Origin of the sequence: Actinomadura sp., from assembly GCF_044508335.1 — a bacterium.
Lineage (GTDB): Bacteria > Actinomycetota > Actinomycetes > Streptosporangiales > Streptosporangiaceae > Spirillospora.
Window position 1 is genome coordinate 1 of the sequence record NZ_JBIQHY010000013.1, and the last position, 22,311, is coordinate 22,311.

Here is a 22,311-nt window from a genome sequence, read left to right on the forward strand (position 1 = left end):
ATCACCTATCTCAAAGAGTTGGGACTTCCGTTCCGCAGGGAGGGTTAGCGGGCGGGGCGGGTGAAGATTAGTTCGCGGCCGTCTTCGTCGTCCCATTGTTCGCCTGTGAAGGTGAAGCCCTGGCCGGCGATCGTGGCGAGGGACGCCTGGTTGTCGGGGCTGATCGTGGCGCGGACGGTGGTGACGGTCGGGTCGGCGGCCGCGCGTTCCTGGAGGGCGGCGAGCATCGCGCGGGCGTAGCCCTTGCGGCGGTGCGCCGGGTCGACGGAGTAGGCGATCGTGACCGTGCCGTCCTCGGGCGCCCCGTGGAAGCCGGCGTGGCCGACGACGTGCCCTTCGGGTTCTGCGACGGCGGCCCGCACGATCCACGGGGCGTGGGACGGGTCGCGGGCGAGTTGGGCGAGGCGGAGGCGCCACAGCGACTTCGCCTCGTCGGTGATGAAGTAGTCGGTGAGGGGGACGTCGGCGGCCGCGCTCGCCGTGGCGAGGTCTCCGTCCAGCAGTGCGGTCATCGCGGCGGGCGGCAGTTCGACGAGCCGGAGCATGGGCGCCTCCTTGAGTCGGGGGGCGCCAAGCATAGGGCCGGGTTTGCGGTGGTCGCGATCGATTTACCGGGCCTTCGCGTGGTGGTCGGCTAGGCGGGTGAGCAACCCGATGAGCTGTTCGCGTTCCTCAGGGGAGAGCGGCGCGAGGAGTTCGTCCTGGATGCCGGCGAGGACCTTCTCGAGTTCGCTGAGGTGGCGGGAGCCGTCCGCGGTGAGCGTGACGATGTTGCGGCGCCGGTCGGACGGGTCGGGGGAGCGTTCGACCAGGCCCTTCGCGGCGAGCTCGTTCAGCGCGGCGACGACGTCGCTGCGGTCGATGCCGGTGTCGCGGCCGAGCGCGGCCTGGCTGGACGGGCCGTGCTCGTCGAGGGCGGCGAGCAGCCGGAAGTGGTAGCCCCGGGCGCCCGCGGCGGCGAAGCGGGCGGCGACCAGGCGGTGGCTGTGCGCCGAGACGAGGTTGATCAGCCAGCTCGGGGCATGCCGGAGGCGCTCGGGCGTCCGGGCGTCGGCCGTCATCATGCCGTCAGTCTAGGGGTTGTTGGTAGGGCCAATGAATTCCGTGTTAATGTTGGTCGCACCAATGAATGGAGTGGTCATGGACCATGTGCAGGAGTTGTCGACGCTGGTCAGCCGCCTCGGGCGGTGGCTGGACGACAAGAGCCCCGGCGACGGACGCGCCCTGTTCACCGAGGACGCGGAGGCGCACACTCCGGGCGGCGTCTCGAAGGGCGTCGACGCGCTCGTGGAGCAGGCCCGCCGCAACCACGCGGTGCCGACCCAGCACTTCATCACCGGTCCGCTCATCGACGTGGACGGCGACACGGCGCTGATCAGCGCGAACCTTCTCGCCGTCTTCGCGCACGAGGGCGGTCCGCGCCTGCTCGGCGAGCGCTACGAGCTGCGGGCCGCCCGGACGCGGGAAGGCTGGCGCCTCTCCCGCGTCCAGGCCCATCCGATATGGGAAGCCGCCTGACCGCGGTCAGGGCGACGTGAGGTCGTCCGAGATGGCGCGCAGGCGTGCGCGGGCTTCCGGGTCGTATGCCTGGTCGTCCGCGCGGCCTTCGTGGAGGCCGTTGAAGAAGCGGCCCGAGACGTCGTCCAGGGCCGGGTCGGTGACGAGGCGGTGCGTCGCCTCCACGCCTTCTTCGAGGGTGCTGACCGGCGAGGAGACCATCTTGGTCGGCATGAAGGTGGCCGGGTGCAGGGCGTTCGCGGTGACGCCCGTCCCGGCGAGTTCGTCCGCGAGGTCGATGGTGAACAGGATCTGGGCGAGCTTGCTCTGGCAGTACGCGCCGAAGGGGCGGTAGCGGCGGGTGAGCATCACGTCGTCGAAGTCGATCGCCTGCTGGCCGAGGCTGCTGACGTTGACGATCCTGGCCGGCGCCGAGGAGACCAGGGTCGGGAGCAGCAGCCGTGTCAGCAGGTAGTGCGACAGGTAGTTGACCGCGAACGTCAGTTCGTGGCCGTCCGCGCTCGCCTGCCACGAATCCGGTCCGGCGATGCCCGCGTTGTTGACCAGCACGTCCAGCCGCGGATGGTCGGCGCGGACGGCCTCGGCGAGCGCGCGGGTCTCGGCCAGCGACGACAGGTCGGCCCGGTACCAGGACGTCCGGCCGCCGATCTCCTGGAGGGTCGCCTTGCCGCGCTGGTCGTCCCGCCCGTGGACGAGCACGGTCGCGCCTTCGGCGGCCAGCCGGGCGGCCAGGGCGCGGCCGAGCCCGTCGGTCGCGCCCGTGATGAGAATGGTCTGCTGATCGATGGGACGCATGCGACCCATCGTGCTCGGTGCGCGCGGACTCTAACAGGGACCGCCCAGCCTGGTATGGGATGTAACCGGCTCCGCTAGGGGCGGTCGAAGAAGTCCCGGACGAGGTCCACGAACTCGTCGGGGCGCTCCATCATCACGACGTGCCCGCTGTCGAGCTCGGTGTACTCGCTGCCGGCGATGGCCGCGGCCACCTCCCGGTGGTTCTCGACCGGGACCGTCCGGTCCTGGGTGCAGCCGACCACCAGGGTCGGCGCCTCGATCTTCGGGAGCAGGTCGCGGATGTCGAGCCGGCGGAGGAGGTCGAGCTGGCGCAGCCGCCCGTCGGTGGGCTGCATGAAGCCGTGGAGCTGCTCGATCGCCTCGGGCGCCATCGTGTTCAGGAACGCCGGGCTGTAGGCGGTCAGGGTGCCCAGGCGTCCGAAGCCGCCGGGTTCGCCGGTGAGGGCGAACCACGCGTCGACCAGCTGCCGGAGGTACCGGTCGCCGCCGTGCGCGAACCCCGCGACGGGCATCAGGCGCCGGACGAGGTCGGGGCGCAGCGCGGCAGCTGCGGCGGCCACCGGCGCGCCCATCGAGAAGCCGAGCAGGTTCACCGGCGCGGCGCCGGTGTCCTCGATCACGGCGATGAGCTGGGCGGCGAGCGCCTCGACGGTCAGCGGCGAGCCGTCGTCCTCGACGGGGTCGGAGCCGGCGAGGTCGGGCAGGACCACGGTGCGGCGGTCGGTGAAGCGGCCGACGAGCGCGTCCCACATGGCCGCGCCGGGGCCGACGCCGTGGACGAGGACGAGCGCGGGGCCGGAGCCCTCCGCCCGGTAGGTGATATGGGCGTTGCCAACGGTCAGGTTCGTCATGCTTCCGACGCTGCCAGCGCGCGGCGGGCGTGAGAAGCGGACCGCGCTGGCTAGGACAAACGATCCCAGGCTCGGCGGCGTCCGAGGACGGATCATTGAGGTATGGACATGAACCGCCGCGACCTCGCCGACTTCCTCCGCCGCTCCCGGGAGCGGCTGCGGCCGCAGGACGTCGGCCTGCCGGCGGGGCCGCGGCGCCGCACGCCGGGGCTGCGCCGCGAGGAGGTGTCGCAGCTCGCGGGCATGTCCGCCGACTACTACATGCGGCTCGAGCAGGCCCGGAGCCCGCAGCCGTCCACCCAGCTGCTGGGCGCGCTCGCCCGCGCGCTGCGGCTCACCGAGGACGAACGCGACCATCTGTACGTCCTCGCCGGGCACCGCCCGCCCGCGGGCCCCTTCGCCGGCGAGTACGTCCGGCCCGGCCTGCTCTACCTCCTTGACCGGCTGGACGAGACGCCCGCGCACATCCTCGGCGACCTCGGCGACCTGCTCGCGCAGAACGCAATGGCCGAATCGCTTTTCGGGTGCGTCTGCACCGTGGAAGGGCCTGACCGCAACATCGTCTGGCGGTGGTTCACCGATCCGTTCGTCCGGGCGGCGTACCCGCCGGAGGACCACGACCGCTACAGCCGCCTGCACGTCGCCGACCTGCGCGCCGCCGTCGCCCGCCGGGGCGGCGACGAACCGGCGCGGGCGCTCGTCCGGCGGCTCCGCGAGGCCAGCGACGAGTTCGCCCGCCTGTGGGACCTGCACGAGGTCGCCGTCCGCCGCACCAGCCGGATGAGGGTGCTGCACCCCCAGGTCGGGCCGATCGAGTTCGACGCGGAGGTCCTGCTCACGCCGGCCGAGGACCAGCGCCTCGTCGTCTACACCCCGACTCCCGGCACCGCGGCGGTCGACGCCCTCGCCCTCCTGCGCGTCATCGGCCCCGAGACTGCGCACCGCAGCCACCTCTGAGCGGTCGCCTGCCGGGCTCAGGCGGGGCGAAGGCGCCAGAGGGACGTCGTTTCGGCGGCGCGGGCCGCGTGGAGGGGGTCGTCGGGGTCGGTGGCGCGCGGGTGGACGGGCCTGGTGTCGAGCCTGCCGGCGACCTCCAGGCCGGACGACGCGAACAGCCCGCGGAGCTCGTCGCGGGTGCGCAGGCCGAGGTGCTCGGCCAGGTCGGACATGATCAGCCAGCCTTCGCCGTCCGGTTCGAGACGGCCGGGGAGGCCGGTGAGGAAGCCGCGGAGCATCCGTCCGCCCGGGTCGTAGACGGCGCGGTCGAGGGGTGACGTGGGCTTGGCGGGCACCCAGGGCGGGTTGCAGACGATGAGCCCGGCGCGTCCCTCTGGGAACAGGTCGGCTTGGACGACCTCAACGTCCACCTTCAGGCGGTCGAGGTTCTCTTGGGCGCAGGCAAGCGCGCGCGGGTCGAGGTCGGTGGCAACGACATGTGGCACGCCACGACGGGCCAGGACCGCGGCGAGGACGCCGGTGCCGGTCCCGATGTCGAACGCCGTCGTCACAGGTGGAAGCGGCGCCTCGGCGACCAGGTCCACATACTCCCCTCTGATGGGCGAGAAGACCCCGTAATGGGGGTGGATGCGGTCGCCGCCCAGCGCGGGGATCGGCACGCCCTTCACACGCCACTCATGGGCGCCGATCAGCCCGAGCAGCTCGCGCAAGGATGTGACGTAGGGCTGGTCGTCCGGCCCATAGACCTCCGTGCAGGCGTCCTGGACGGACGGTGCGCGCCGCAAGGGGATCACGTGCCCCGGGTCGACCGGTATGAGGAGCATGCCCAGCGTCCGCGCGCGCTGTGCTCGTGCCTGGCGATGGAGGTGGAAAGCCTGCGCCCCGGACGGTCCGGGCTTGTTCCTCCGCCGGCGCGGTGGCCGGTCGATCCGCCGCGCGATCGCCGTGAGCAGCTGCCGCGCGTTCTGGAAGTCGCCGCGCCACAGCAGCGCGGTGCCTTCGCAGGCCAGCCGGTACGCGTCGTCCGCGCGGGTCTGGTCGTCCGCGACCACGACGCGGCGCGGCGGCGGGGTGCCGTTCTCCGACCGCCAGCGGACGCGATGATCCAGGCCGTCCTCCCGCCAGGAGATCTCGTCCACACCAGGTACGGTATCGGGGTGCGCCTGCCCGGGCCCTTGCATGTGCTGAACGAAGGACTCGCCTTCCTCCTGGAGGTCGTGGCCATCGTCGCGCTCGCCTGGTGGGGTTTCACGACCGGCGGCAACGTCCTCGTCAACATCGTGCTGGGCATCGCCGCGCCGGCGGCAGCGATCGTCCTGTGGGGCCTGTTCGCCGCTCCCCGCGCGCGGTTCAAGGTCGCGCTACCGGTCGTCCTCCTGGTGAAGGCCGCCGTCTTCGGCGCGGGCGCGCTGGCGCTCTACGGCGTGGACCACCCCGCGGCGGCGATCGTGTTCGCCGTAGTGGCCTTCCTCAACACCGCCCTCGCCACGCTGGACCGCGAAGCGCATTTCCGTGCGGCGCCCGACGCCGACCGTTAGACCAGGCCGGCGCTGAGAAGCCGCCGCGGGTGCGCCGGAGGCCGCCCGGCACACCCGCTCGCCCGCTTTCAGGCCGGGACCTTGTCGAGGAACCCGGTCACCCGCTCGAACCGGCCGTCGTCCCCGAAGACCGCCACGTCGAAGCCGGCGGCTATCGCCTCCCCGCCCTCCGGGCCGAGCTCCCAGGTGAAGCGGGCCACGTTGTGGTGGGCGTCCACCGGGCCGGCCGGGCGGAACACCAGGCCGGGGAACTGCTGCTGCGCCGCGCCGATGAACGCGTCGATCGCGTCCCGCCCCTCCGCCACGCCGAGCGGGTCGACGTAGAGGGGGTGCTCCGTCCACAGGTCGTCGATCGCGGCGCGGCGCGCGGCCGGGTCCGTCTCGTTCCAGATGGCCAGGTAGCGCTCGACCCGCTGCTGAACGTCGCTCATGTCATGACTCCCGTCTGATCGACCGGGTTCGTTCGCCCGGATGACCCTCACGCTGCCAGCGCGGAGGCGGGAGATCGATTACGTCGGAGGTCATCCGCCCGCGGTGCCGGGCCGGGACGATAATGTCGTTTTCTCGCTAGTGGGCGCCGCCGCCATCGTCGATGCTGGGTGCATGCACGAGGACGTGGAGAGGTGCGTGCGGGCCGTCCAGTCGAAGGACGCCCGCTTCGACGGATGGTTCTTCACCGGGGTGGTGACCACCGGGATCTACTGCCGTCCGAGCTGCCCCGTCGTCCCGCCCAAGCCCGGGAACATGCGCTTCTACCCGAGCGCCGCCGCGGCGCAGCAGGCCGGTTTCCGCGCCTGCAAGCGGTGCCGGCCCGACACGTCCCCCGGCTCCCCCGAGTGGAACCACAGGGCGGACGTCGTCGCGCGGGCCATGCGCCTGATCTCCGACGGTGTCGTCGACCGGGAGGGCGTGCCCGGCCTCGCCGCGCGCCTCGGCTACAGCACACGCCAGATCGAACGCCAGCTCAACGCCGAACTGGGGGCCGGCCCGCTCGCCCTGGCGCGAGCCCAGCGCGCTCAGACGGCACGTCTCCTCATCGAGACGACGACCCTTCCGATGGGGGACGTCGCGTTCGCGGCCGGGTTCGCGAGCATCCGCGCCTTCAACGACACCGTCCGCGAGGTGTTCGCGCTCACCCCCACTGTGTTGCGGGACCGTGTCGCCAAGGGGCATCCTCCGGCCGGCTCTGGGGCGCTCTCCCTGCGCCTGCCGTTCCGCTCGCCGCTCTGCCCGGACAACCTCTTCGGCCATCTGACCGCCACCGCCGTGCCGGGCGTCGAAGAGTGGCGGGACGGCGCGTTCCGCCGCGCCATGCGTCTCCCCCACGGACACGGCATCGCGACCCTGCGCCCCCAGCCCGACCACGTCGCCTGCACGCTCAACCTCACCGACCTGCGCGACCTCACCATCGCGATCAGCCGCTGCCGCTGGATGCTCGACCTGGACGCCGACCCCGTCGCCGTGGACGACCTGCTCCGCGCCGACCCCGTCCTGGCGCCGCTGGTCGACAAGGCCCCCGGGCGGCGTGTGCCCCGCACCGTGGACGCCGCCGAGTTCGCCGTGCGGGCCGTCCTGGGGCAGCAGGTGTCGACGGCCGCCGCCCGCACCCACGCGGGACGGCTGGTCACCGCGTACGGGGACCCCATCGACGACCCCGGCGGCGGGCTGACGCACCTCTTCCCGACGCCGTCCGCCCTGGCCGATCTCGACCCGGAGGCGCTCGCGTTCCCGAAGACCCGTCGCACCACCCTCCTCGCCCTTGTCGACGCATTGGCGAGCGGACGGATCGACCTCGGTGTAGGGAGCGACTGGGAAGAGGCCCGCGCGCGCCTGTCCGAGCTACCGGGCTTCGGCCCATGGACCGTCGAGACCATCGCGATGCGCGCGCTCGGTGACCCGGACGCCTTCATCCCGAGCGATCTGGGGATCCGGGCCGCCGCCAAGTCCCTCGACCTGCCGTCCACTCCGGCCGCCCTCACCCGACGCGCCGCACGATGGCGTCCCTGGCGGGCCTACGCCGTCCAATACCTGTGGGCCACTGGCGACCACCCCATCAACCTGCTTCCGCCACACTGAGGAACCTCATGCCTGCACACGTCGTCCTGGACAGCCCTGTCGGCCCGCTGACCCTGGTCGCCACAGACGGAGCCCTGTCCGGGCTGTACATGGAGAAGCAGCGGCACCTTCCGCCTGTCGAGACCTTCGGCGCGCCCGGCGACCCGGAGGCAGAACCCTTCGCGACGGCCGCCGCCCAGCTCGCCGCGTACTTCGCGGGGGAGCTGACCCGGTTCGACATACCGCTCACCCTCCGCGGGACGCCCTTCCAGCAGCGCGTCTGGGCGGCGCTCCAGGAGATCCCCTACGGCGAGACCACCACCTACGGCGAACTCGCCGCCGAACTCGGCAACCCGTCGGCGTCCCGCGCGGTCGGCCTCGCCAACGGGCGCAACCCGATCTGCATCGTCGTCCCCTGCCACCGCGTCATCGGCTCCACCGGCTCCCTCACCGGCTACGGAGGCGGCATCGACCGCAAGCGCCACCTCCTCGACTTCGAACGCAAGGTCCGCGCCGGCGCGGGCGAGGTCATGCTGTTCTGACTCTTTGTCAGTGCCGGCGGCTAACGTGCTCCACATAGACGTTCCCCGTGGGAAGGCTGATCGAGGTGGAGTTCCGAGTCGACCGGCAGACGCTCGCCGACGCCGTCGCGTGGGCCGCGCGGACGCTGCCGACGCGCCCCGCCCTGCCCGTCCTCGCGGGCATGCTCATCGAGGTCACCGACCAGGGCGAACTGACCCTGGCCGGCTTCGACTACGAGGTGTCCGCGCACGCCCGCGAGGAGGCCGCCGTCACCGAACCGGGCCGCGCCCTGGTGCCCGGCCGCCTGCTGTCCGACATCGTCCGCAACCTCCCCCCGCACCCGGTGGAGGTCTTCACCAAGGGCTCCGAAGTGGTGGTCCGCTGCGGCCCCGCCGAGTTCGGCCTGCTGACGATGCCCGTCGAGGACTACCCGACCCTCCCGCAGCCGCCCGCCCGCGCGGGCACCCTCCCCGGCGACCTGTTCGCCACCGCGGTCGGCCAGGTCACCCCCGCCGCCGGGCGCGACGACACCCTGCCGATGCTCACCGGCGTCCGCATCGACTTCGAGGGCGACACGATGTGGCTCGCCTGCACCGACCGGTACCGCATCGCCGCCCGCGAGCTGACCTGGTCGCCGGACGACCCCGATTTCACCGCCGGCGTCGTCGTCCCCGCCCGCACCCTCGCCGACACCGCCAAGGCGATCAAGCGCGGCGCCGAGGTCGCGATCGACCTCGGCGGCGCCGGAGACACCCTCATCGGCGTCTCCGGCGGCGGCCGCAGCATGACCAGCCGCCTGCTGGACGACCAGTACATCAACTACCGGTCGCGGCTCACCGGCACCTGGTCGTCCGTCGCCGAGATCCCCGTCGCCCCGTTCGTCGAGGCGATCAAACGCGCCGCCCTCGTCACCGAGCGCGGCACCCCGATCCGGCTGGCGTTCACCGCCGACGAGGTCCGCATCCGCGCCGCCACCGGCGACTCCGCCCGCGCCAACGAGGCCCTGGGCGTGACCCTCACCGGCGACGACATCGACATCGCCTTCGCGCCCCAGTACCTCCTGGACGGCCTGGCCGGCATCGACACCGAATACGCCCGCCTCGAATGCGCCGGCCCCACGAAGGCCGCCCTCCTGACCGGCATCCCCGACAAGAAGGACGACGAGGAGGCCCCGCCCGAGACCGACACCGGCTTTCGCTACCTGGCCATGCCCGTCCGCCTGACCTCCTGACCCGCCCTGCCCGGCCGCCGTGATCGCCGGGTCAGAGGTCAAGGACGGCGAGGACGAAGCGGACTTCGCCCTCGCCCGTGTTCCCGTACGAGTGGGGGCGGTCGCCGACGAACACGGCCGCGGCTCCCTCCTCGACGAGGTCCGTCCGGCCGTCCACGCCGAGGGTCAGCGTGCCGCGCTGCACGTAGACGATCTCCTTGGTGCCCGGCACGTGCGCGTCGCTCTCCCGGGTCTCCCCGGGCTGCAGCACCCAGTTCCACAGCTCCAGCGACGGCCGCGGGTCGCTCCCGGCCAGCAGCGTCCCCGTCCCGCCGTGCTCGCCCTCCCATAGGACGACGTGCCGCTCGGGGCGGAACATCCGCACCGGCGGCTCCTCCTCCACCTGCACCAGCCGCGTCAACGGCACGCCGAGCGCGTCCGAGATGCGGATGAGCGTGCCCAGGTTCGGGTTCCCGCGCCCCTGCTCCAGCCCGACGAGCACGCCCTTGCTGACCCCGGCGCGTCCGGCCAGCTCGTCCAGGCTCCACCCGTGACCGGCCCGCAGCGCCCGCACGGTCCGCGCCACGGCCTCCCCGATCGCCTCCTGCCCGCTCAATCGCCCTCCCGCACTGCTCCGTTGACCGCGGAACCAGTCTCCCGCAGCGCCGCCCCGTTCCTGGATCATCGGCGGATGAGCCTTTGCACCTTTTGTGAGATCGTCGCCGGCCGGCTGCCGTCCAGGGATGGCGTATTCGCTTTGAGGTCGCCCGCGTCGGTCGATATAGTGTCATCTGGATTTCATTAAAGTGACCGTTGGAAGGGGCGAGATGCTGGAGCAGGTGAGGGTGGACGAGGCCGTCCTGGAGCTGCGGCCCGACTTCGCCGTGCTCGTCATGACCGCCGAAGGGCTGGTGAACGGGCCCGGCGATCAGGTGTCGCAGGCGTGGCTGGCCGACGCCGCCGGCAAGGCGGACGCCGGCGATCCGCACGTCGAGGCGTGGCGGGAGGCCTACCGGGCCTTCGGGGCCAAGCCGCAGCGGACGCGGCCGTCGGTTGACGCCCTGCTCCGGCGCGCGAACGCGCTCCCGTCCATCAACAAGGTCGTGGACGCCTACAACGCGGTGAGCGTCGAGTACGCGCTGCCGATCGGCGGCGAGGACCTCGACGCCTACCGGGGTCCCGCGCGGCTGGTCAGGGCCGCCGGCGACGAGCCGTTCGACGTGATCGCGGGCGGTGAGCCCGCCGTGGAGCACCCCGACGCGGGAGAGGTCGTCTGGCGGGACGACGCCGGCGTGACGTGCCGGCGCTGGAACTGGCGGCAGTGCGTCCGGACCCGGCTGACGGAGGACACCGAGAACGGGCTGTTCCTGCTCGAACGGCTGGAGCCGTACCCGGTCGAGCGGCTGGCCGAGGCCGGCGACCGGCTCGCGGAGCGGCTCCGCGAGATCGCGCCGGACGTGCGGATCGAGAGCCGGCTGATCGGCGGTCGGTGATGGTCACGGTCCTCGCGCTGAGCGCCGCGCTCGCCTACGGCGTCGCCGACTTCCTCGGCGGCGCCGTGGCGCGGAGGTCGACGGCGCTGAAGGCCCTGACCTGGTGCGTCCCGATGGGGCTCGCGGTCGTGCTCGTGTCCGCGGTGCTGGCCGGCGGGAGCGCCGGGGCGGGGCCGGTCGCCTGGGGGTTCGCGGCCGGGGTGAGCGGCGGCGCGGGCCTGATCGCGTTCTACCGGGCGCTGGCCCGCGGTCCGATGAGCGTGGTGGCGCCGGTGTCCGCGCTGGCCGCCGCGGTCCTGCCGGTGGCGGTGGGCATCGCCAGGGGCGAGCGGCTGGACGCGTCGGTGCTGGTCGGGGTGCTGCTGTGCCTGGTCGCGATCGGGCTGGTCAGCATGGAGGACGGCGAAGGCGGCAGGGCCGCCGAGGGGCGGCGGCTCGTGGATTCGGGGCCGCTCATGGCCCTGGTGTCCGGCACCTGCTTCGGCGTCTTCTTCGTCCTGCTGAAGGCGGCGGGGGACGGCAGCGGCCTCTGGCCGATCGTCGGCGCACGCGTCGGCAACCTGGTCGTCGTGGCGGCGGCGCTGCTGTTCATGGTGCTGCGCGGCCGCGACATCGGCCCCCGCGTGTCCGGGCGGACGCTGATCGGGCTGGCGCTGCTGTCAGGGAGCCTGGACGCGGGGGCGAACGTCCTGTACTTCCTCGCGGCCCACAAGGGCATGCTGAGCCTGGCCGCCGTCCTCACGTCCCTCTACCCCGCGATCACCGTGCTGCTGGCGAGAGCCGCCTACAGCGAACGCCTACGCGTCGTCCAACGCGTAGGCATGGCCGTAGCGATAGCCGGCGTAACCCTCGTCACCGTGGGCTGACCCCCAGGCATGCGCACGGCCCCGTCCACCCCGGCACAACCCACCATGTCGGCTGGGTCGGCGACGTCCATGGACGCAGGGAGCGGTCGAACCCGACATCATGTGAACTGCTGGCTCGTCGCGCTATCTCTCTCCGCATCGAGTGAATTAGGCGGACACCTGGACCCTGCGAGGCGGCAGAGGCCGGATGCGCCCCTTGCGACGATGGCCGCCCAGCCGGGTTGAGGCTGGACGCTGCCGTCAGGGGCGGTGCTGAAGATCGTGGATGCCTGCGCGGATCTCGGCCACTAGAGCGTGGAATGCAGGGCGCCCCAGCATCAGCACCGGGCCGCCAGGGGCTGTCGAGTCTCGCACCCCGACGACGTCCGACAGGTTGCATGCGACTTCAACGCAGGTGTCAGCGTCCTTGCTCCGGCTGCTCTTCCGCCACTCAGTACCGGTCAGGTTTTGCGGTATGGGCATGAATCGCAAACCCTCATCTCTTGGCAGCGGCGTTGATCAGTGACAGCGAGTCGTCAGGGTCGAGGGCAGCTTCGCAAATCCTCTCAAAAGCCAGCCTACAGTGAGCGACCTGCTGAGGGCTCTCCATGTAGACGACACCGAAGAAGCCTTCGGCGTAGGCGACATCGGGGTCGGCGGGTTCGGCGAAGCGAAGCATGATCAAGGATCCTTCGAGTCCGCAGTGCGTGCCCGCGGACTGCGGCAAGACCTGGATCGTGACGTTCGGGCGTGCGGCCTCCGAGGCGAGGCGGTGGAGCTGTTCGCGCATCATTGCCGGGCCGCCAATAGGGCGGCCGAGCACGGCCTCGTCCAGGACGACGTGAAGGTTCGGTGGGCTGTCCTCTCGGGTGAGAAGGGTCTGGCGCACCATGCGGGCCTGTAGGCGGCGTTCGATGTCGCTGGCCTTGCCGAGCTCACCGGCTTTGATGATCTCGCGTGCGTAGTCCTGGGTCTGAAGCAAGCCCGGAATCACCTGGGGTGCCCAATTGCCGATCTCGGCGGCGGCGTCTTCCAGGGCGACGTAGGGACCGTTCAGGACGTCGATGTAGTCGGTCCACCAGCCGCGGTCCTCGGCCTCCCGAGCGAGAGTCAAGATCGCCTCGCGGTCGGGGCTGCCGACGCCGTAGAGATTGAGCATCAACTCGACGTCGCGTTCGTTCGGCTTGTTGCGGGCGCTCTCGATGTGGCTGACCTTGCCCTGGCTCCAACCGAGCCTGGCAGCGGCAGCGGTTACGCCGAGTTCGGCCTGTTCGCGGAACTCGCGGAGGCTGCGTGCGAGGCGTCGAGCGCGCACGGATGGGATGTACCGGGGTGGCATGCCTCAACTGTCGCTTTCTGTGATCAGATAACTGCCCTGTGTGGCCAAGTGTGGCCAAAGATGAGATCCTCGCACGCAGTAATCATTACTTTCATCATGTCATCATGACGGCGCAGCGCGCATGACGCATGAAGCAGCGGTCGGATACCCGGTGGCGGAGGTGACGGATGCGCGTGGCGCCGTGAAGAGCCGCCGCGCGGTCGGGGCTGAGATTGGGAGACCTCCCCCGGCCGCGCGGCTACCACCCCGATAGAGGAGGTGCCGCCATGCTAGACGCGCCGAGGGCGGCGAACGGAACCGTGCTCGAAAGGATTGACCTGAGCGGTCTGTGCCCCGGCTGGTGCACGGAGCGAATCGACGGCCGGCTCGTCGCCAGGCGGCTTCGGCCGCTCACCGACTACCAGCTCGGCCACGGGTGCCTTGAGACGGTGACGGCGCGGTCGATCACCGAGTTGGTGATCGTCTGCGAAGCCCAGCACACCCTGGCCGGGCGGATCGAGATCGCCGAGACGGTCGAACGAGGCTTCACCGAGCCGACGACATGACCGCCGCCGTAGACGGGGTCGGCCGACCCCCATGGGACATGGCCGACACCGATCCCGGCGTCGTGCTCACCGAGGCGCACCGAATGCTGCCGGGCGTGGTCGCATGGGCGGGCGAGTTCACCGGGTCGTTCTGGCTGTTGCGCGGTGACCGCCTGGAGGAGTCCCGGGACCCGTGCGCTCTGCTCGCGCGGGTCGGCGAGATCGCCGCGTCGGCTCGACCGGCATCCCGATCGTCGAGGATCGGGTCGCCGGACGCTGGACAGCAGGGCCGCCGGCCGGACGCGGCAGTCTCACCTCAGGCACGGACGATCGGTGAGGCGGCTCCTCGACGTCCTGCGCATGGATCTGCTCGCACGCGCGCGGACGCCACCGGGGCACATGCCAGACGGGTGTCCGCCGAGTCGGCCATGCGTCCCCACTCGCCCGATCTCTTCTTCCCACCGCCGGGCCGGTTTCGGCGGTTTCTCGCGAGGTGCCGACAGTTCGTCGGTGGAGAGAACGACCCCGACCTGTGAGCGGGTTCCGCAACTGAGACCGACCACCGTCCAAGTGCGCTCATGCACGACGACATGAAGTTCACGAGTCACCTGCTGAGAGAGGGCACGTCCGCCCCCTCTCAGCAGGTGGAGCAGCGCTGAAGAGTCCGGTCAGAGGACTCCTGGAACCATGGAGAAACGCGATGCCACCTCTCGTCCCCGAACGGCCGAACGGGCTGCTCTGCCGGACAGCGAATCCCGCGGCCTGCTCGCTCGGGTCGGCGAGCGCCGGACCCCGTCATGCGGTTCGACGCGGCCGGCTGATATGCGAAGGCCCGTTGACTGTTTCTCGTCAACGGGCCTCACGCGGTGGCGGTGGTGGTGGGATTCGAACCCACGGAAGGTTGCCCTTCACACGCTTTCGAGGCGTGCGCCCTCGTCCACTAGGCGACACCACCGCGGCAGAGCCTACCGGACTCTGCGGTGCGTGAAGAACTCGATAAGCAGTGCGGCGCACTCGTCGGCCATCACCTCGGCGATGACTTCGGGCCGGTGGTTGAGCCGCCGGTCACGGACGACGTCCCACAGCGACCCCACGGCGCCGGCCTTCTCGTCGACCGCGCCGTAGACGACACGGTCCAGGCGTGCCTGGACGGACGCGCCCGCGCACATCGTGCAGGGCTCCAGGGTGACGACCAGCGTGCAGCCCGACAGGCGCCACGTGCCGAGCGAGGCCGCCGCGGCGCGCATCGCGATGATCTCGGCGTGCCCGGTCGGGTCGGCGGAGCGCTCGCGGTCGTTGCGGCCCGCCCCGATGACCTCGCCGGACGCGTTGAGCACGACCGCGCCGACCGGGACCTCGCCCTCGTCGAACGCCTTGCGCGCCTCGTCCAGCGCCAGCCGCATCGCCGGCAGGTACCCCGCGATGACGGGATCGCTCGTGTCCGCCCCGGCACGCCGTTCGCCCTGATCAGCGGGCATCTCGGGATGTGCGGCGTTCCGGCCGGCGGTGGCCGCCTCGGCCTCCTCGCCCGCGAGGGGGGACTTCGGGGGCCTGCCGGGCGGGTCAGTCACGGAGGCGGTCGAACTCTTCGCCGAAGCCGGCCTGCTCGGCGACGGCGAGGAGGGCGTCGCCGGGCAGGGCGCGCTCGCCGAGGTCGGCGAGCCGCTTGGCGTCGAGGCCCAGGTCTTCGAGGAGGGCCGGGTCGCCGGCGGAGTCGCCGTCCGGGACCTCGCCGACGAGCTGCTGGAACAGCGCGCCGAGCCCGTCCTCGCGGACGGTGGAGATGAAGGCGCGCGGCTCGTCCTCCCCGTCCAGCCGGACGACGGCGAACCAGTCGTCGTCCTGCTCGATCATCAGCAGTACCGGGTCGCCGTAGGACTCGACGGCGGCCTCCCGCATCAGGTCGGCGACGTCGTCGACGTGGTCCGCCTCGGCGAGCACGGCCTCGGTGCCGACCCATCCCTGCGGGGTCTGCGCGAACACGGCGGCGAAGTAGGACACGTGCTCATTGTGACCCACGAGGTTGCCCCGGTCACACCCCCTTTCGGGCGCCGAGGCCGGGATCGCCTGCCCGGCGACAGTTGTGAATAAACTTCGGATTTTGTCCGGTGGCGGACGGGACGCCGTCCTTCCCCCGTGTCGCAGAAGTCCGCATACTGCACAGCGGCCCCGATCCGGGAGGAGACGCCATGGGCGCGGACGAACTCACCAGGCGCGGATTTCTGGCGGGGACGGCGGGCGCCGCGGCGATCCTCGCGACGAGCGCCGCCGGGGGGTCGTCCACCGAGGCCCACGCCGCCCAGCTCGCGGCGGCGAAGCGCGCGCCCGTCAGCGAACTCCCCGATCCGGAGGAATCCGGCATCGACCACATCGTGGTCGTGATGATGGAGAACCGGTCGTTCGACCACTACATGGGCTGGCTCCCCGGCGCGGACGGGCGCCAGGCCGGCCTCACCTTCACCGACGCCGAAGGCAACGCCCACGACACCCACCATCTGAAGGTGCCGTGGGGCTGCGGCTTCCACGACCCGGACCACTCGTACGCGGGCGGACGCATCGAGTACAACGGCGGGCAGTGCGACGGATGGCTGCGCGCCGGGGAGAACGACGTGTTCTCCATCGGCTACTACGAGGGCCCCGACCTCGGCTTCCACGGCCGCGCCGCGCTCGACTGGACGGTCTGCGACCGCTACTTCCCGGCCGTCATGTCGTCCACGTTCCCCAACCGGATCTTCCAGCACGCGGCCCAGACCGACCGGATCTCGAACGAGCTGACGATCTCCGAGACCGCCACCATCTGGGACCGGCTGAAGGCCAAGGGCGTCTCCTGCCGCTACTACTTCAGCGACGTCCCGTTCACGGCGCTCTGGGGGCTCCGCCACCTCGACATCACCCGGAACATCGCGGAGTTCCGCAGCGACGCCCGGCACGGCCGGCTGCCCGCGGTCAGCTTCGTCGAGCCCGCGTTCCTCGGCGAGATCTTCCTGCCCGGCATGTCCGAGGACGAGCACCCGCTCGCCGACATCCGCTTCGGGCAGGCGTTCCTGAACGAGGTGTACTCGGCGGTCGTCACCTCGCCGAACTGGCCGCGCACCCTGTTCGTGATCAACTACGACGAGTGGGGCGGGTTCTTCGACCACGTCCCGCCGCCCGAGGGCCCCGACCCGCGGCCCGACCTCGGCACCGGGCTGCGCGGCTTCCGCGTCCCCTGCCTGCTGATCTCCCCGCGGGCGCGGCGCGGCGCCGTCGCGCACGAGGTGTACGACCACACGTCCGTGCTGAAGGCGATCGAGTGGCGCTGGGACCTGGAGCCGCTGACCGTCCGGGACGCCGCCGCCCGCAACATCGCCGAAGTCCTCGACTTCGACGGCCCGCCCGACCTGCGCGCACCCCGCTACGGCGCGAAACGCCCGATCAGCCTTGGCTGCCTGGATCCGTCGCACAGCCACACCGGCGACGACTGGGCCGGGCTCAGCGCCTACGCCCGCACCCACGGCTTCCCGCGCCCGGCCTGACCTTCTAGGAGATGGTGTCGAGGGCGCGCTCGAAGGCGGGGGCGAATCCGATGCGGCCGGCGATGCTGAGCAGCATCTCGTCCGGGTAGAGCTCCAGGTCGCCGGAGATCGCGCCGAGCTCCATCTCGTCCAGCCCCAGGTCGGCGAAGATCGACATGTCGCCGACGGGGAGGACCTGGTCGAGTTCCTCGTCTTCCGGGATCGGGATGTCCAGGTACTCCAGGACCTGGGCGGCGAGCGGCCAGTCGACCGAGGCCGTGACGTCCGACAGGAACACCATGACGTCGTCGCCGAGCAGGCGGATCGCGACGAAGAAGTCGTCGCCGACCGAGACCAGTCCGACCGTGCCGCCGAGGCTCGGCTGCTGCCGCAGCGCATGGATCAGCCCCGCGAGATCCTCGGTCAGCGCGACCGGGAGGATCTCGGCCTCCCAGCCCTCGTCTTCCCGGTACACCACGACGGCGAAGTCCGTCGCGTCCACATCCGTCATTTCCACCCCACCGGCGCGTCTCCTGCCAGGGCATGGTCGCAGATGCGGCGCGCGCTCGCGTGCCCCACCGTCAAACTCGGCGCCCCGCCCCCGGACGAGGCCGGGAGGCGGCACCACGTACTGGTACCTGGCGCCAAGAACCTATCCAATCCGCTCAGTTGATGCGGAAGGTGCGGCGGCGCAGCACGGCGTGGATCCGCGCCCGGCGGGACCGGTGCGGCGTCACGCGGGCGCGCAGCTCGCGGGCCTCCGCGAGCTCGCGCAGGAAGATCGCTCGGCGGCGCAGGTGCTCGCGCACCTGCTCGGGGGAGATGTCGCCCTGCGGGCCGGGACGCGGCGGGACGTCCTCGCGGGGGGCGCCGGCGCCTGTGACATCGGTCACCGCGTCGTCCGCGGGCGGGGGCGCGCTATCGGGAGCCTGGGCGGGAGCGGCGCCTTCGGGGCGTTCGGGGGGTTCGGGGGCTGCGGGGGGCGGCGCCGGTCCTCTCGGCTGGTGATCGCTTTCGCTGTTCATACCGCCATACTGCCCAGCTCAGCGGTGTCCTATCCTAGATCGGCACGGTCCGGCCGAGCGCGCCCGGTGGGCTACGGTGAGCCCATGCAGACCCTCGCCGTCGACCACCCCCTCGTCGCGCACAAGCTCACCACCCTGCGGGACGTCCGCACCGACTCCCCCACCTTCCGGCGCCTGGCGGACGAGCTGGTCACCCTGCTCGCCTACGAGGCCACCCGCGACGTCCGGGTCACGGAGGCGACCGTCACCACCCCGCTCATCGAGGCGCGGGGCGTCCAGCTGGCCAGCCCGAAGCCGCTGGTCGTGCCGATCCTGCGCGCCGGGCTCGGGATGCTCGACGGCATGACGCGGCTGCTGCCCACCGCCGAGGTCGGGTTCCTCGGCATGATCCGGGACGAGGGCACGCTGCAGGCGCAGACGTACGCGACCCGGCTGCCCGACGACCTGTCGGGCCGGCAGTGCTACGTCCTCGACCCGATGCTCGCCACCGGCGGGACGCTCGCCGCCGCGATCCGGCTGCTGATCGACCGCGGCGCCGACCACGTCACCGCGATCTGCCTGCTCGCCGCGCCGGAGGGGCTGAAGCACCTGGAGCAGGCGTTCTCCGACATCTCCGCGCCGGTCAAGGTGGTGACCGCCGCGATCGACTCGCACCTCAACGAGCAGGGCTTCATCATGCCCGGCCTCGGCGACGCGGGGGACCGCCTGTACGGCGTCGTCTGACCCCGGGCCGGCCGGCGCCGGCCCGCCCAGGGCACCCGATACCGGACGTGACCTGGGATGTTCGTATACCGCGACAGGGGGTACCAATCCTCTGTGGAACGCCACGCGCGTTCCCTCCGCCGTCCCGGCACAGGGGACCGTTAACGGACCGGGCGGCGCGAGCGAGCACGAGGAAACGTGATGGCTCACCAAGGGGACGATCTGCCGCGCTACGCCGCGATCGGCGAGCGGCTCATCGAGGAGTTCGACGGGGTGCACGGGGCCGACACGGTGGACCGCTGCGTTACCGCCGCGCGGTACGGCGCCGAGGAGGTCACCGGGTCGGCGCCGCCCGAATTCGTGGAACGCATCGCGCGCCGGCACCTGGAGGTGCTCGCGACGGTGGCGGCCGAGAAGCGGCGCAAGGCCAGCCGCTCCTCGCTGGACAACGCGCCATAGCCGCCGCCGGGGCGCGCCTCCGGCGGGCCCGCGGGGTTGCGGCAACGCGCCAGAAGCCTTGCTTTGCCGGTCGGGTGCGCTGTGCGAGACTGAACCGGGGTCCGTGAGTCAACGCTCCGGGAGGCAGCCGTGCCCGCCAAGAAGTACCTGACGTGGGCCGCCGTGGCCTTCGTGGCGTTCTACGTGATCAAGCAGCCGGACGGCGCGGCCCAGTCGGTGGAGAGCGCCGCCAACGGCCTCGCGTCCGCCGCCGGGTCCCTGGCCACCTTCGTCAACGCGCTCGCCTGACGGGGCCGCGATGAGACTCGTCACCCCCGGAGACTCGGCGCCGGCGTCGGTCAACAAGTACCTGCTCCCGCACGAGAGCCAGGTGATCACCGTGCGGCGGCACCCCGCCATCCTGATGGCCCCGATCGGGCTCCTGCTCGGCGGGCTGATCCTCGCGGGGGTGCTGAGCAACACGCTCGCCAGCGACGCGGGCACCGTCATCAGCTGGATCTGGTGGGGCTGGCTGATCCTCCTCGGCTGGTTCGTCTGGCGGGTCGCGGAATGGTCCGTCGACTACTTCGTCATCACCAACCAGCGGATGCTGCTCACCACCGGCCTCATCACCCGCAAGGTGGCGATGATGCCGCTGGCCAAGGTCACCGACATGAGCTTCAAGCGGACGATCACGGGCCGCATGCTCGGCTACGGGGAGTTCGTGCTGGAGTCCGCCGGCCAGGACCAGGCGCTCACGAACGTGCCCTACCTGCCCTACCCCGAGCAGCTGTACCTCGAAGTCTGCGAAATGATCTTCCCGCAGAAGGACGCGCCTCCGCCCCCGCCCCCGCCCCAGACCACCGACCCCAAGCTGCAGGAGCTCGTGGAGAGGCTGGAGGCCAACGTCGACAAGCTCGGGGGAGAGGTGGACGAGCTGGAGGGCAACGTCGACCGGCTGAAGAAGAAGCGGCCTGCGGAGGACGTCCCGACGACTCCCGATCCCAAATCCTGACCGCCAGGGTGCCGACCAGGGGAGATCCGGCCGGGAGGCGCGGCGGGCCGGAGGAAATCGGCGGTGTTCGAGATCTTGTCGGCCGGGGTCGGATAGCGTCGGCGGGTGACAGACGCCGCGACCGCCGGACGTGCCGCCGCGAACCGGCGCGCCGGAGCGCCCCCGCGGGGTGCGCGCCGGAGCGGGACAGGCCCGGCCGTGCGGCGTCGTCGATCCCGCTTCGTTGCTCTCGATGTGCGACAACCCACAATGTGCAATCATGTCGGCACCCCAGCCGCCTGTTTACTTCCGCTAAGTGAGTCCACATGCCGGGTCCAGGCAACGTCGGAGAACGCGTCCGCAACCTGCGGCTGACAAGACGCTTGTCGCAGGCGCAGCTCGCCGGTCACGACCTCTCCGACAGCTACATCTCTTTGATCGAGTCGGGCAAGCGCACGCCGACGCCGACCGTCCTGCGGATGCTGGCCGAGCGCCTCGGCTGCACCCCGGAGTACCTCGCCGAGGGCGTCGAGCCGGAGCAGCGCGCCCACCTGGAGGTGCGGGAGCGGCACGCCCACCTGGCGCTGCTGCGCGGTGACGCCGCGACCGCCGAGGCCGGTTTCGACGAGGTGATCGCCCGCAGCGACGACCCCGACCTGACGTCCCGCGCCCGCTGGGGCCGCGCCCGCGCCCTGGAGGAGCTGGGCCGGACGGACGCCGCCATCGCGCTGTTCGAGGAGCTGCGCGAGCAGGCCGAACGCGACCCGGGCCGGGCCAGCTGGCTGCCGCCCGTGATCGCGCTGGCCCGGTGCTACCACACCGTCGGCGACCTGGGGCAGGCGATCGCGCTCGGCGAGCGCGCCGTCGCGCGGCTGGAGCAGCTGGGGCTCGGCGTGGGCCACGAGTACACCGAGGCCGGGCGGATCCTGCTCCTCGCCTACGTGGATCGCTCCGATCCCGTGCGCGCGCACGATCTCGGGCGGCGCCTGCTCCGCCCGGAGCAGTCCGCGCAGGACGAGCCGGTGAGCGTCCACTACCAGCGGGCGAGCGTGCGGGCGCTGGAAGAGGGGACCATCGGCGACTCCCTGTACTTCGCCGACCAGGCGCTGGCGGCGCGCAGCGACTCCACTCCCGTGCAGAGCCGCGCTCGTCTCGCCCTGGCCGGGGCCAAGGCGCTGCTCAGGGGCGTCCTTCCGTTCTCGGCCGCGGCCCCGCCCGTTGTGCCGGCCTCCAGCGAGCTAGGGATCGGGCGCCCGCGGCCGGAGGGCTCGCGTGAGGCCGCGCAGGAGGCCCTGGAGCTTCTCCAGGGCACGGCGGATCTCGAAGGCGAAGAGTCCACCGAGAGCACCATCGCCAAGGCGCGCGCGCTCGTCCTCCTCGGCGAGCTGGACGACGCGATCGCCACGCTGGAACGCTTCCTCGACACCGGGATGGCGCTGGCCCCTCCGACGGGCACCCAGAGCGTGACGGTCACCCCGCAGCCCGGCAGCGACCTCGCGGTGCGCACGCAGAAGACCATCCTGGCGCGGCTCGTCCTCGCGCGCGCACGCGTGGCGCAGGGGGACCTGACGGCCGCGCAGGTCGTGCTGCGCGCCGCGTCGGAGCAGCTTGCCGCGCTGTCTCCGGGACGTCCGGCGGCGCACCTGTACAGGGAGCTGGGCGAACTGTACGAACTCGTCCAGGACACCGAGAGCGCCGCCGCCGCGTACCGCCAGGCCCTCCAGGCGGCGGGCCTGTCCGCGTCCCAGATCACGTCTGCGCCCTCCGGCACCAGGACGCCGTCCCTCCACGGCCCCCACGACGACCCGGGCCTGTGAGCCCGGCCGCCGTGCCTCGCACGGCACTCGGCCGCGAGCAGGTCGGACTCGCGCAGCCGGATGGCGGGCAGTGCGAGCCCGCCGTGGACGGCCCGGCCGAGCGGGACGTGTGACCGATCTCGCCCCCGAGCGGGAAGAAAGCCGACCCGATCACGCCTTACGATTAAACATAGGATGATTGGTTGACCGGAGGT

The 22,311-nt window shown here is 71.8% G+C and carries 27 protein-coding genes, 1 tRNA gene and 1 pseudogene; 15 read left to right on the plus strand and 14 right to left on the minus strand.

Annotated elements, in window-relative coordinates:
• Positions 1 to 44: 44 nt before the first annotated feature.
• Both ACIWVC_RS07415 and ACIWVC_RS07420 read right to left on the minus strand, forming a co-directional pair.
• Positions 45 to 545 carry a GNAT family N-acetyltransferase gene (locus tag ACIWVC_RS07415; RefSeq protein ID WP_396446453.1) on the minus strand — a complete coding sequence of 167 codons (501 nt, stop codon included), beginning with the start codon at positions 543 to 545 and terminating at the stop codon, positions 45 to 47.
• A 63-nt stretch (positions 546 to 608) separates the two neighbouring features.
• Complete coding sequence (locus tag ACIWVC_RS07420) at positions 609 to 1,064, minus strand: MarR family winged helix-turn-helix transcriptional regulator (RefSeq protein WP_396446452.1); 456 nt, start codon at positions 1,062 to 1,064, stop codon at positions 609 to 611.
• Between the two features lie 76 nt (positions 1,065 to 1,140).
• Here ACIWVC_RS07420 and ACIWVC_RS07425 point away from each other — a divergent pair, with 76 nt between their 5' ends.
• The gene (locus ACIWVC_RS07425) at positions 1,141 to 1,518 is read left to right on the plus strand and encodes a nuclear transport factor 2 family protein (protein ID WP_396446451.1); all 378 of its coding nucleotides are present in this window, start codon (positions 1,141 to 1,143) and stop codon (positions 1,516 to 1,518) included.
• A 6-nt stretch (positions 1,519 to 1,524) separates the two neighbouring features.
• Here ACIWVC_RS07425 and ACIWVC_RS07430 read toward each other — a convergent pair whose 3' ends face one another.
• Positions 1,525 to 2,313: an SDR family NAD(P)-dependent oxidoreductase gene (locus tag ACIWVC_RS07430; RefSeq protein WP_396446450.1), complete on the minus strand. Its 789-nt coding sequence runs from the start codon at positions 2,311 to 2,313 to the stop codon at positions 1,525 to 1,527.
• A 74-nt stretch (positions 2,314 to 2,387) separates the two neighbouring features.
• Complete coding sequence (locus ACIWVC_RS07435; protein WP_396446449.1) at positions 2,388 to 3,164, minus strand: alpha/beta fold hydrolase; 777 nt, start codon at positions 3,162 to 3,164, stop codon at positions 2,388 to 2,390.
• Between the two features lie 102 nt (positions 3,165 to 3,266).
• Between ACIWVC_RS07435 and ACIWVC_RS07440 the strand changes: the two genes are divergently transcribed.
• Complete coding sequence (locus ACIWVC_RS07440) at positions 3,267 to 4,121, plus strand: helix-turn-helix transcriptional regulator (protein ID WP_396446448.1); 855 nt, start codon at positions 3,267 to 3,269, stop codon at positions 4,119 to 4,121.
• A 17-nt stretch (positions 4,122 to 4,138) separates the two neighbouring features.
• Here the strand turns inward: ACIWVC_RS07440 and ACIWVC_RS07445 are convergent, their stop codons facing one another.
• Positions 4,139 to 5,260 carry a methyltransferase gene (locus tag ACIWVC_RS07445; protein WP_396446447.1) on the minus strand — a complete coding sequence of 374 codons (1,122 nt, stop codon included), beginning with the start codon at positions 5,258 to 5,260 and terminating at the stop codon, positions 4,139 to 4,141.
• Between the two features lie 18 nt (positions 5,261 to 5,278).
• On the opposite strand from ACIWVC_RS07445, the gene ACIWVC_RS07450 reads away from it, so the two are divergent.
• Entirely contained in the window at positions 5,279 to 5,659 is a 381-nt protein-coding gene (locus tag ACIWVC_RS07450) for a YrdB family protein (RefSeq protein WP_396446446.1), read from the plus strand.
• Between the two features lie 68 nt (positions 5,660 to 5,727).
• Here ACIWVC_RS07450 and ACIWVC_RS07455 read toward each other — a convergent pair whose 3' ends face one another.
• Positions 5,728 to 6,090 (minus strand): nuclear transport factor 2 family protein, encoded by a 363-nt coding sequence (locus ACIWVC_RS07455; RefSeq protein WP_396446445.1) that lies wholly within the window; start codon positions 6,088 to 6,090, stop codon positions 5,728 to 5,730.
• 172 nt (positions 6,091 to 6,262) lie between these two features.
• On the opposite strand from ACIWVC_RS07455, the gene ACIWVC_RS07460 reads away from it, so the two are divergent.
• The 3 genes from ACIWVC_RS07460 to dnaN all read left to right on the plus strand — a co-directional run bounded on the left by ACIWVC_RS07460 (position 6,263) and on the right by dnaN (position 9,467).
• Positions 6,263 to 7,735, plus strand: coding sequence for an AlkA N-terminal domain-containing protein (locus ACIWVC_RS07460; protein ID WP_396446444.1), 1,473 nt, complete (start codon positions 6,263 to 6,265; stop codon positions 7,733 to 7,735).
• Between the two features lie 8 nt (positions 7,736 to 7,743).
• On the plus strand, positions 7,744 to 8,256 hold the full coding sequence (locus ACIWVC_RS07465; RefSeq protein ID WP_396446443.1) for a methylated-DNA--[protein]-cysteine S-methyltransferase: 513 nt from the start codon (positions 7,744 to 7,746) through the stop codon (positions 8,254 to 8,256).
• A 65-nt stretch (positions 8,257 to 8,321) separates the two neighbouring features.
• Positions 8,322 to 9,467: a DNA polymerase III subunit beta gene (gene dnaN, locus ACIWVC_RS07470; RefSeq protein WP_396446456.1), complete on the plus strand. Its 1,146-nt coding sequence runs from the start codon at positions 8,322 to 8,324 to the stop codon at positions 9,465 to 9,467.
• 31 nt (positions 9,468 to 9,498) lie between these two features.
• On the opposite strand, the gene ACIWVC_RS07475 is transcribed toward dnaN, so the two are convergent.
• Positions 9,499 to 10,062 carry a helix-turn-helix domain-containing protein gene (locus ACIWVC_RS07475; RefSeq protein WP_396446442.1) on the minus strand — a complete coding sequence of 188 codons (564 nt, stop codon included), beginning with the start codon at positions 10,060 to 10,062 and terminating at the stop codon, positions 9,499 to 9,501.
• Positions 10,063 to 10,252: 190 nt separating this feature from the next.
• Here ACIWVC_RS07475 and ACIWVC_RS07480 point away from each other — a divergent pair, with 190 nt between their 5' ends.
• Positions 10,253 to 10,939, plus strand: a complete 687-nt coding sequence (locus ACIWVC_RS07480; protein ID WP_396446441.1) for a B3/4 domain-containing protein — start codon at positions 10,253 to 10,255, stop codon at positions 10,937 to 10,939.
• Positions 10,939 to 11,805, plus strand: coding sequence for an EamA family transporter (locus tag ACIWVC_RS07485; protein ID WP_396446455.1), 867 nt, complete (start codon positions 10,939 to 10,941; stop codon positions 11,803 to 11,805). Before ACIWVC_RS07480 ends, ACIWVC_RS07485 begins: the two co-directional genes overlap by 1 nt.
• A 240-nt stretch (positions 11,806 to 12,045) precedes the next feature.
• Here the strand turns inward: ACIWVC_RS07485 and ACIWVC_RS07490 are convergent, their stop codons facing one another.
• Together ACIWVC_RS07490 and ACIWVC_RS07495 are read right to left on the minus strand one after the other, a co-directional pair.
• A complete protein-coding gene (locus ACIWVC_RS07490; protein ID WP_396446440.1) occupies positions 12,046 to 12,267 on the minus strand; it encodes a DUF397 domain-containing protein in 222 nt (73 codons plus the stop codon).
• A 13-nt stretch (positions 12,268 to 12,280) separates the two neighbouring features.
• Positions 12,281 to 13,123, minus strand: a complete 843-nt coding sequence (locus tag ACIWVC_RS07495) for a helix-turn-helix domain-containing protein (RefSeq protein WP_396446439.1) — start codon at positions 13,121 to 13,123, stop codon at positions 12,281 to 12,283.
• A 266-nt stretch (positions 13,124 to 13,389) separates the two neighbouring features.
• Between ACIWVC_RS07495 and ACIWVC_RS07500 the strand changes: the two genes are divergently transcribed.
• On the plus strand, positions 13,390 to 13,668 hold the full coding sequence (locus ACIWVC_RS07500) for a hypothetical protein (RefSeq protein WP_396446438.1): 279 nt from the start codon (positions 13,390 to 13,392) through the stop codon (positions 13,666 to 13,668).
• 846 nt (positions 13,669 to 14,514) lie between these two features.
• Here ACIWVC_RS07500 and ACIWVC_RS07505 read toward each other — a convergent pair.
• The 3 genes from ACIWVC_RS07505 to ACIWVC_RS07515 form a co-directional block, all read right to left on the minus strand.
• Positions 14,515 to 14,602 (minus strand) — tRNA-Ser (locus ACIWVC_RS07505).
• A 10-nt stretch (positions 14,603 to 14,612) separates the two neighbouring features.
• Positions 14,613 to 15,050, minus strand: coding sequence for a tRNA adenosine(34) deaminase TadA (gene tadA, locus ACIWVC_RS07510; RefSeq protein ID WP_396446454.1), 438 nt, complete (start codon positions 15,048 to 15,050; stop codon positions 14,613 to 14,615).
• Positions 15,051 to 15,210: 160 nt separating this feature from the next.
• Positions 15,211 to 15,648 (minus strand): hypothetical protein, encoded by a 438-nt coding sequence (locus ACIWVC_RS07515; protein WP_396446437.1) that lies wholly within the window; start codon positions 15,646 to 15,648, stop codon positions 15,211 to 15,213.
• A 188-nt stretch (positions 15,649 to 15,836) separates the two neighbouring features.
• On the opposite strand from ACIWVC_RS07515, the gene ACIWVC_RS07520 reads away from it, so the two are divergent.
• Entirely contained in the window at positions 15,837 to 17,162 is a 1,326-nt protein-coding gene (locus tag ACIWVC_RS07520) for an alkaline phosphatase family protein (protein WP_396446436.1), read from the plus strand.
• Positions 17,163 to 17,166: 4 nt separating this feature from the next.
• On the opposite strand, the gene ACIWVC_RS07525 is transcribed toward ACIWVC_RS07520, so the two are convergent.
• Both ACIWVC_RS07525 and ACIWVC_RS07530 read right to left on the minus strand, forming a co-directional pair.
• Positions 17,167 to 17,652: a tRNA adenosine deaminase-associated protein gene (locus tag ACIWVC_RS07525; RefSeq protein ID WP_396446434.1), complete on the minus strand. Its 486-nt coding sequence runs from the start codon at positions 17,650 to 17,652 to the stop codon at positions 17,167 to 17,169.
• A 154-nt stretch (positions 17,653 to 17,806) separates the two neighbouring features.
• Positions 17,807 to 18,034, minus strand: a complete 228-nt coding sequence (locus ACIWVC_RS07530) for a hypothetical protein (protein ID WP_396446433.1) — start codon at positions 18,032 to 18,034, stop codon at positions 17,807 to 17,809.
• 216 nt (positions 18,035 to 18,250) lie between these two features.
• On the opposite strand from ACIWVC_RS07530, the gene upp reads away from it, so the two are divergent.
• From upp to ACIWVC_RS07555, 5 genes and pseudogenes are all read left to right on the plus strand, one after another.
• Complete coding sequence (upp, locus tag ACIWVC_RS07535) at positions 18,251 to 18,889, plus strand: uracil phosphoribosyltransferase (RefSeq protein WP_396446432.1); 639 nt, start codon at positions 18,251 to 18,253, stop codon at positions 18,887 to 18,889.
• A gap of 180 nt (positions 18,890 to 19,069) precedes the next feature.
• Complete coding sequence (locus ACIWVC_RS07540; RefSeq protein ID WP_396446431.1) at positions 19,070 to 19,327, plus strand: hypothetical protein; 258 nt, start codon at positions 19,070 to 19,072, stop codon at positions 19,325 to 19,327.
• A gap of 129 nt (positions 19,328 to 19,456) precedes the next feature.
• Positions 19,457 to 19,615, plus strand: a complete 159-nt coding sequence (locus ACIWVC_RS07545; RefSeq protein ID WP_396446430.1) for a hypothetical protein — start codon at positions 19,457 to 19,459, stop codon at positions 19,613 to 19,615.
• A gap of 10 nt (positions 19,616 to 19,625) precedes the next feature.
• Positions 19,626 to 20,135: pseudogene (locus ACIWVC_RS07550) on the plus strand (PH domain-containing protein); the annotation flags it as partial.
• A 491-nt stretch (positions 20,136 to 20,626) separates the two neighbouring features.
• Positions 20,627 to 22,117, plus strand: a complete 1,491-nt coding sequence (locus tag ACIWVC_RS07555; RefSeq protein ID WP_396446429.1) for a helix-turn-helix domain-containing protein — start codon at positions 20,627 to 20,629, stop codon at positions 22,115 to 22,117.
• The last annotated feature ends 194 nt before the right edge of the window (positions 22,118 to 22,311 follow it).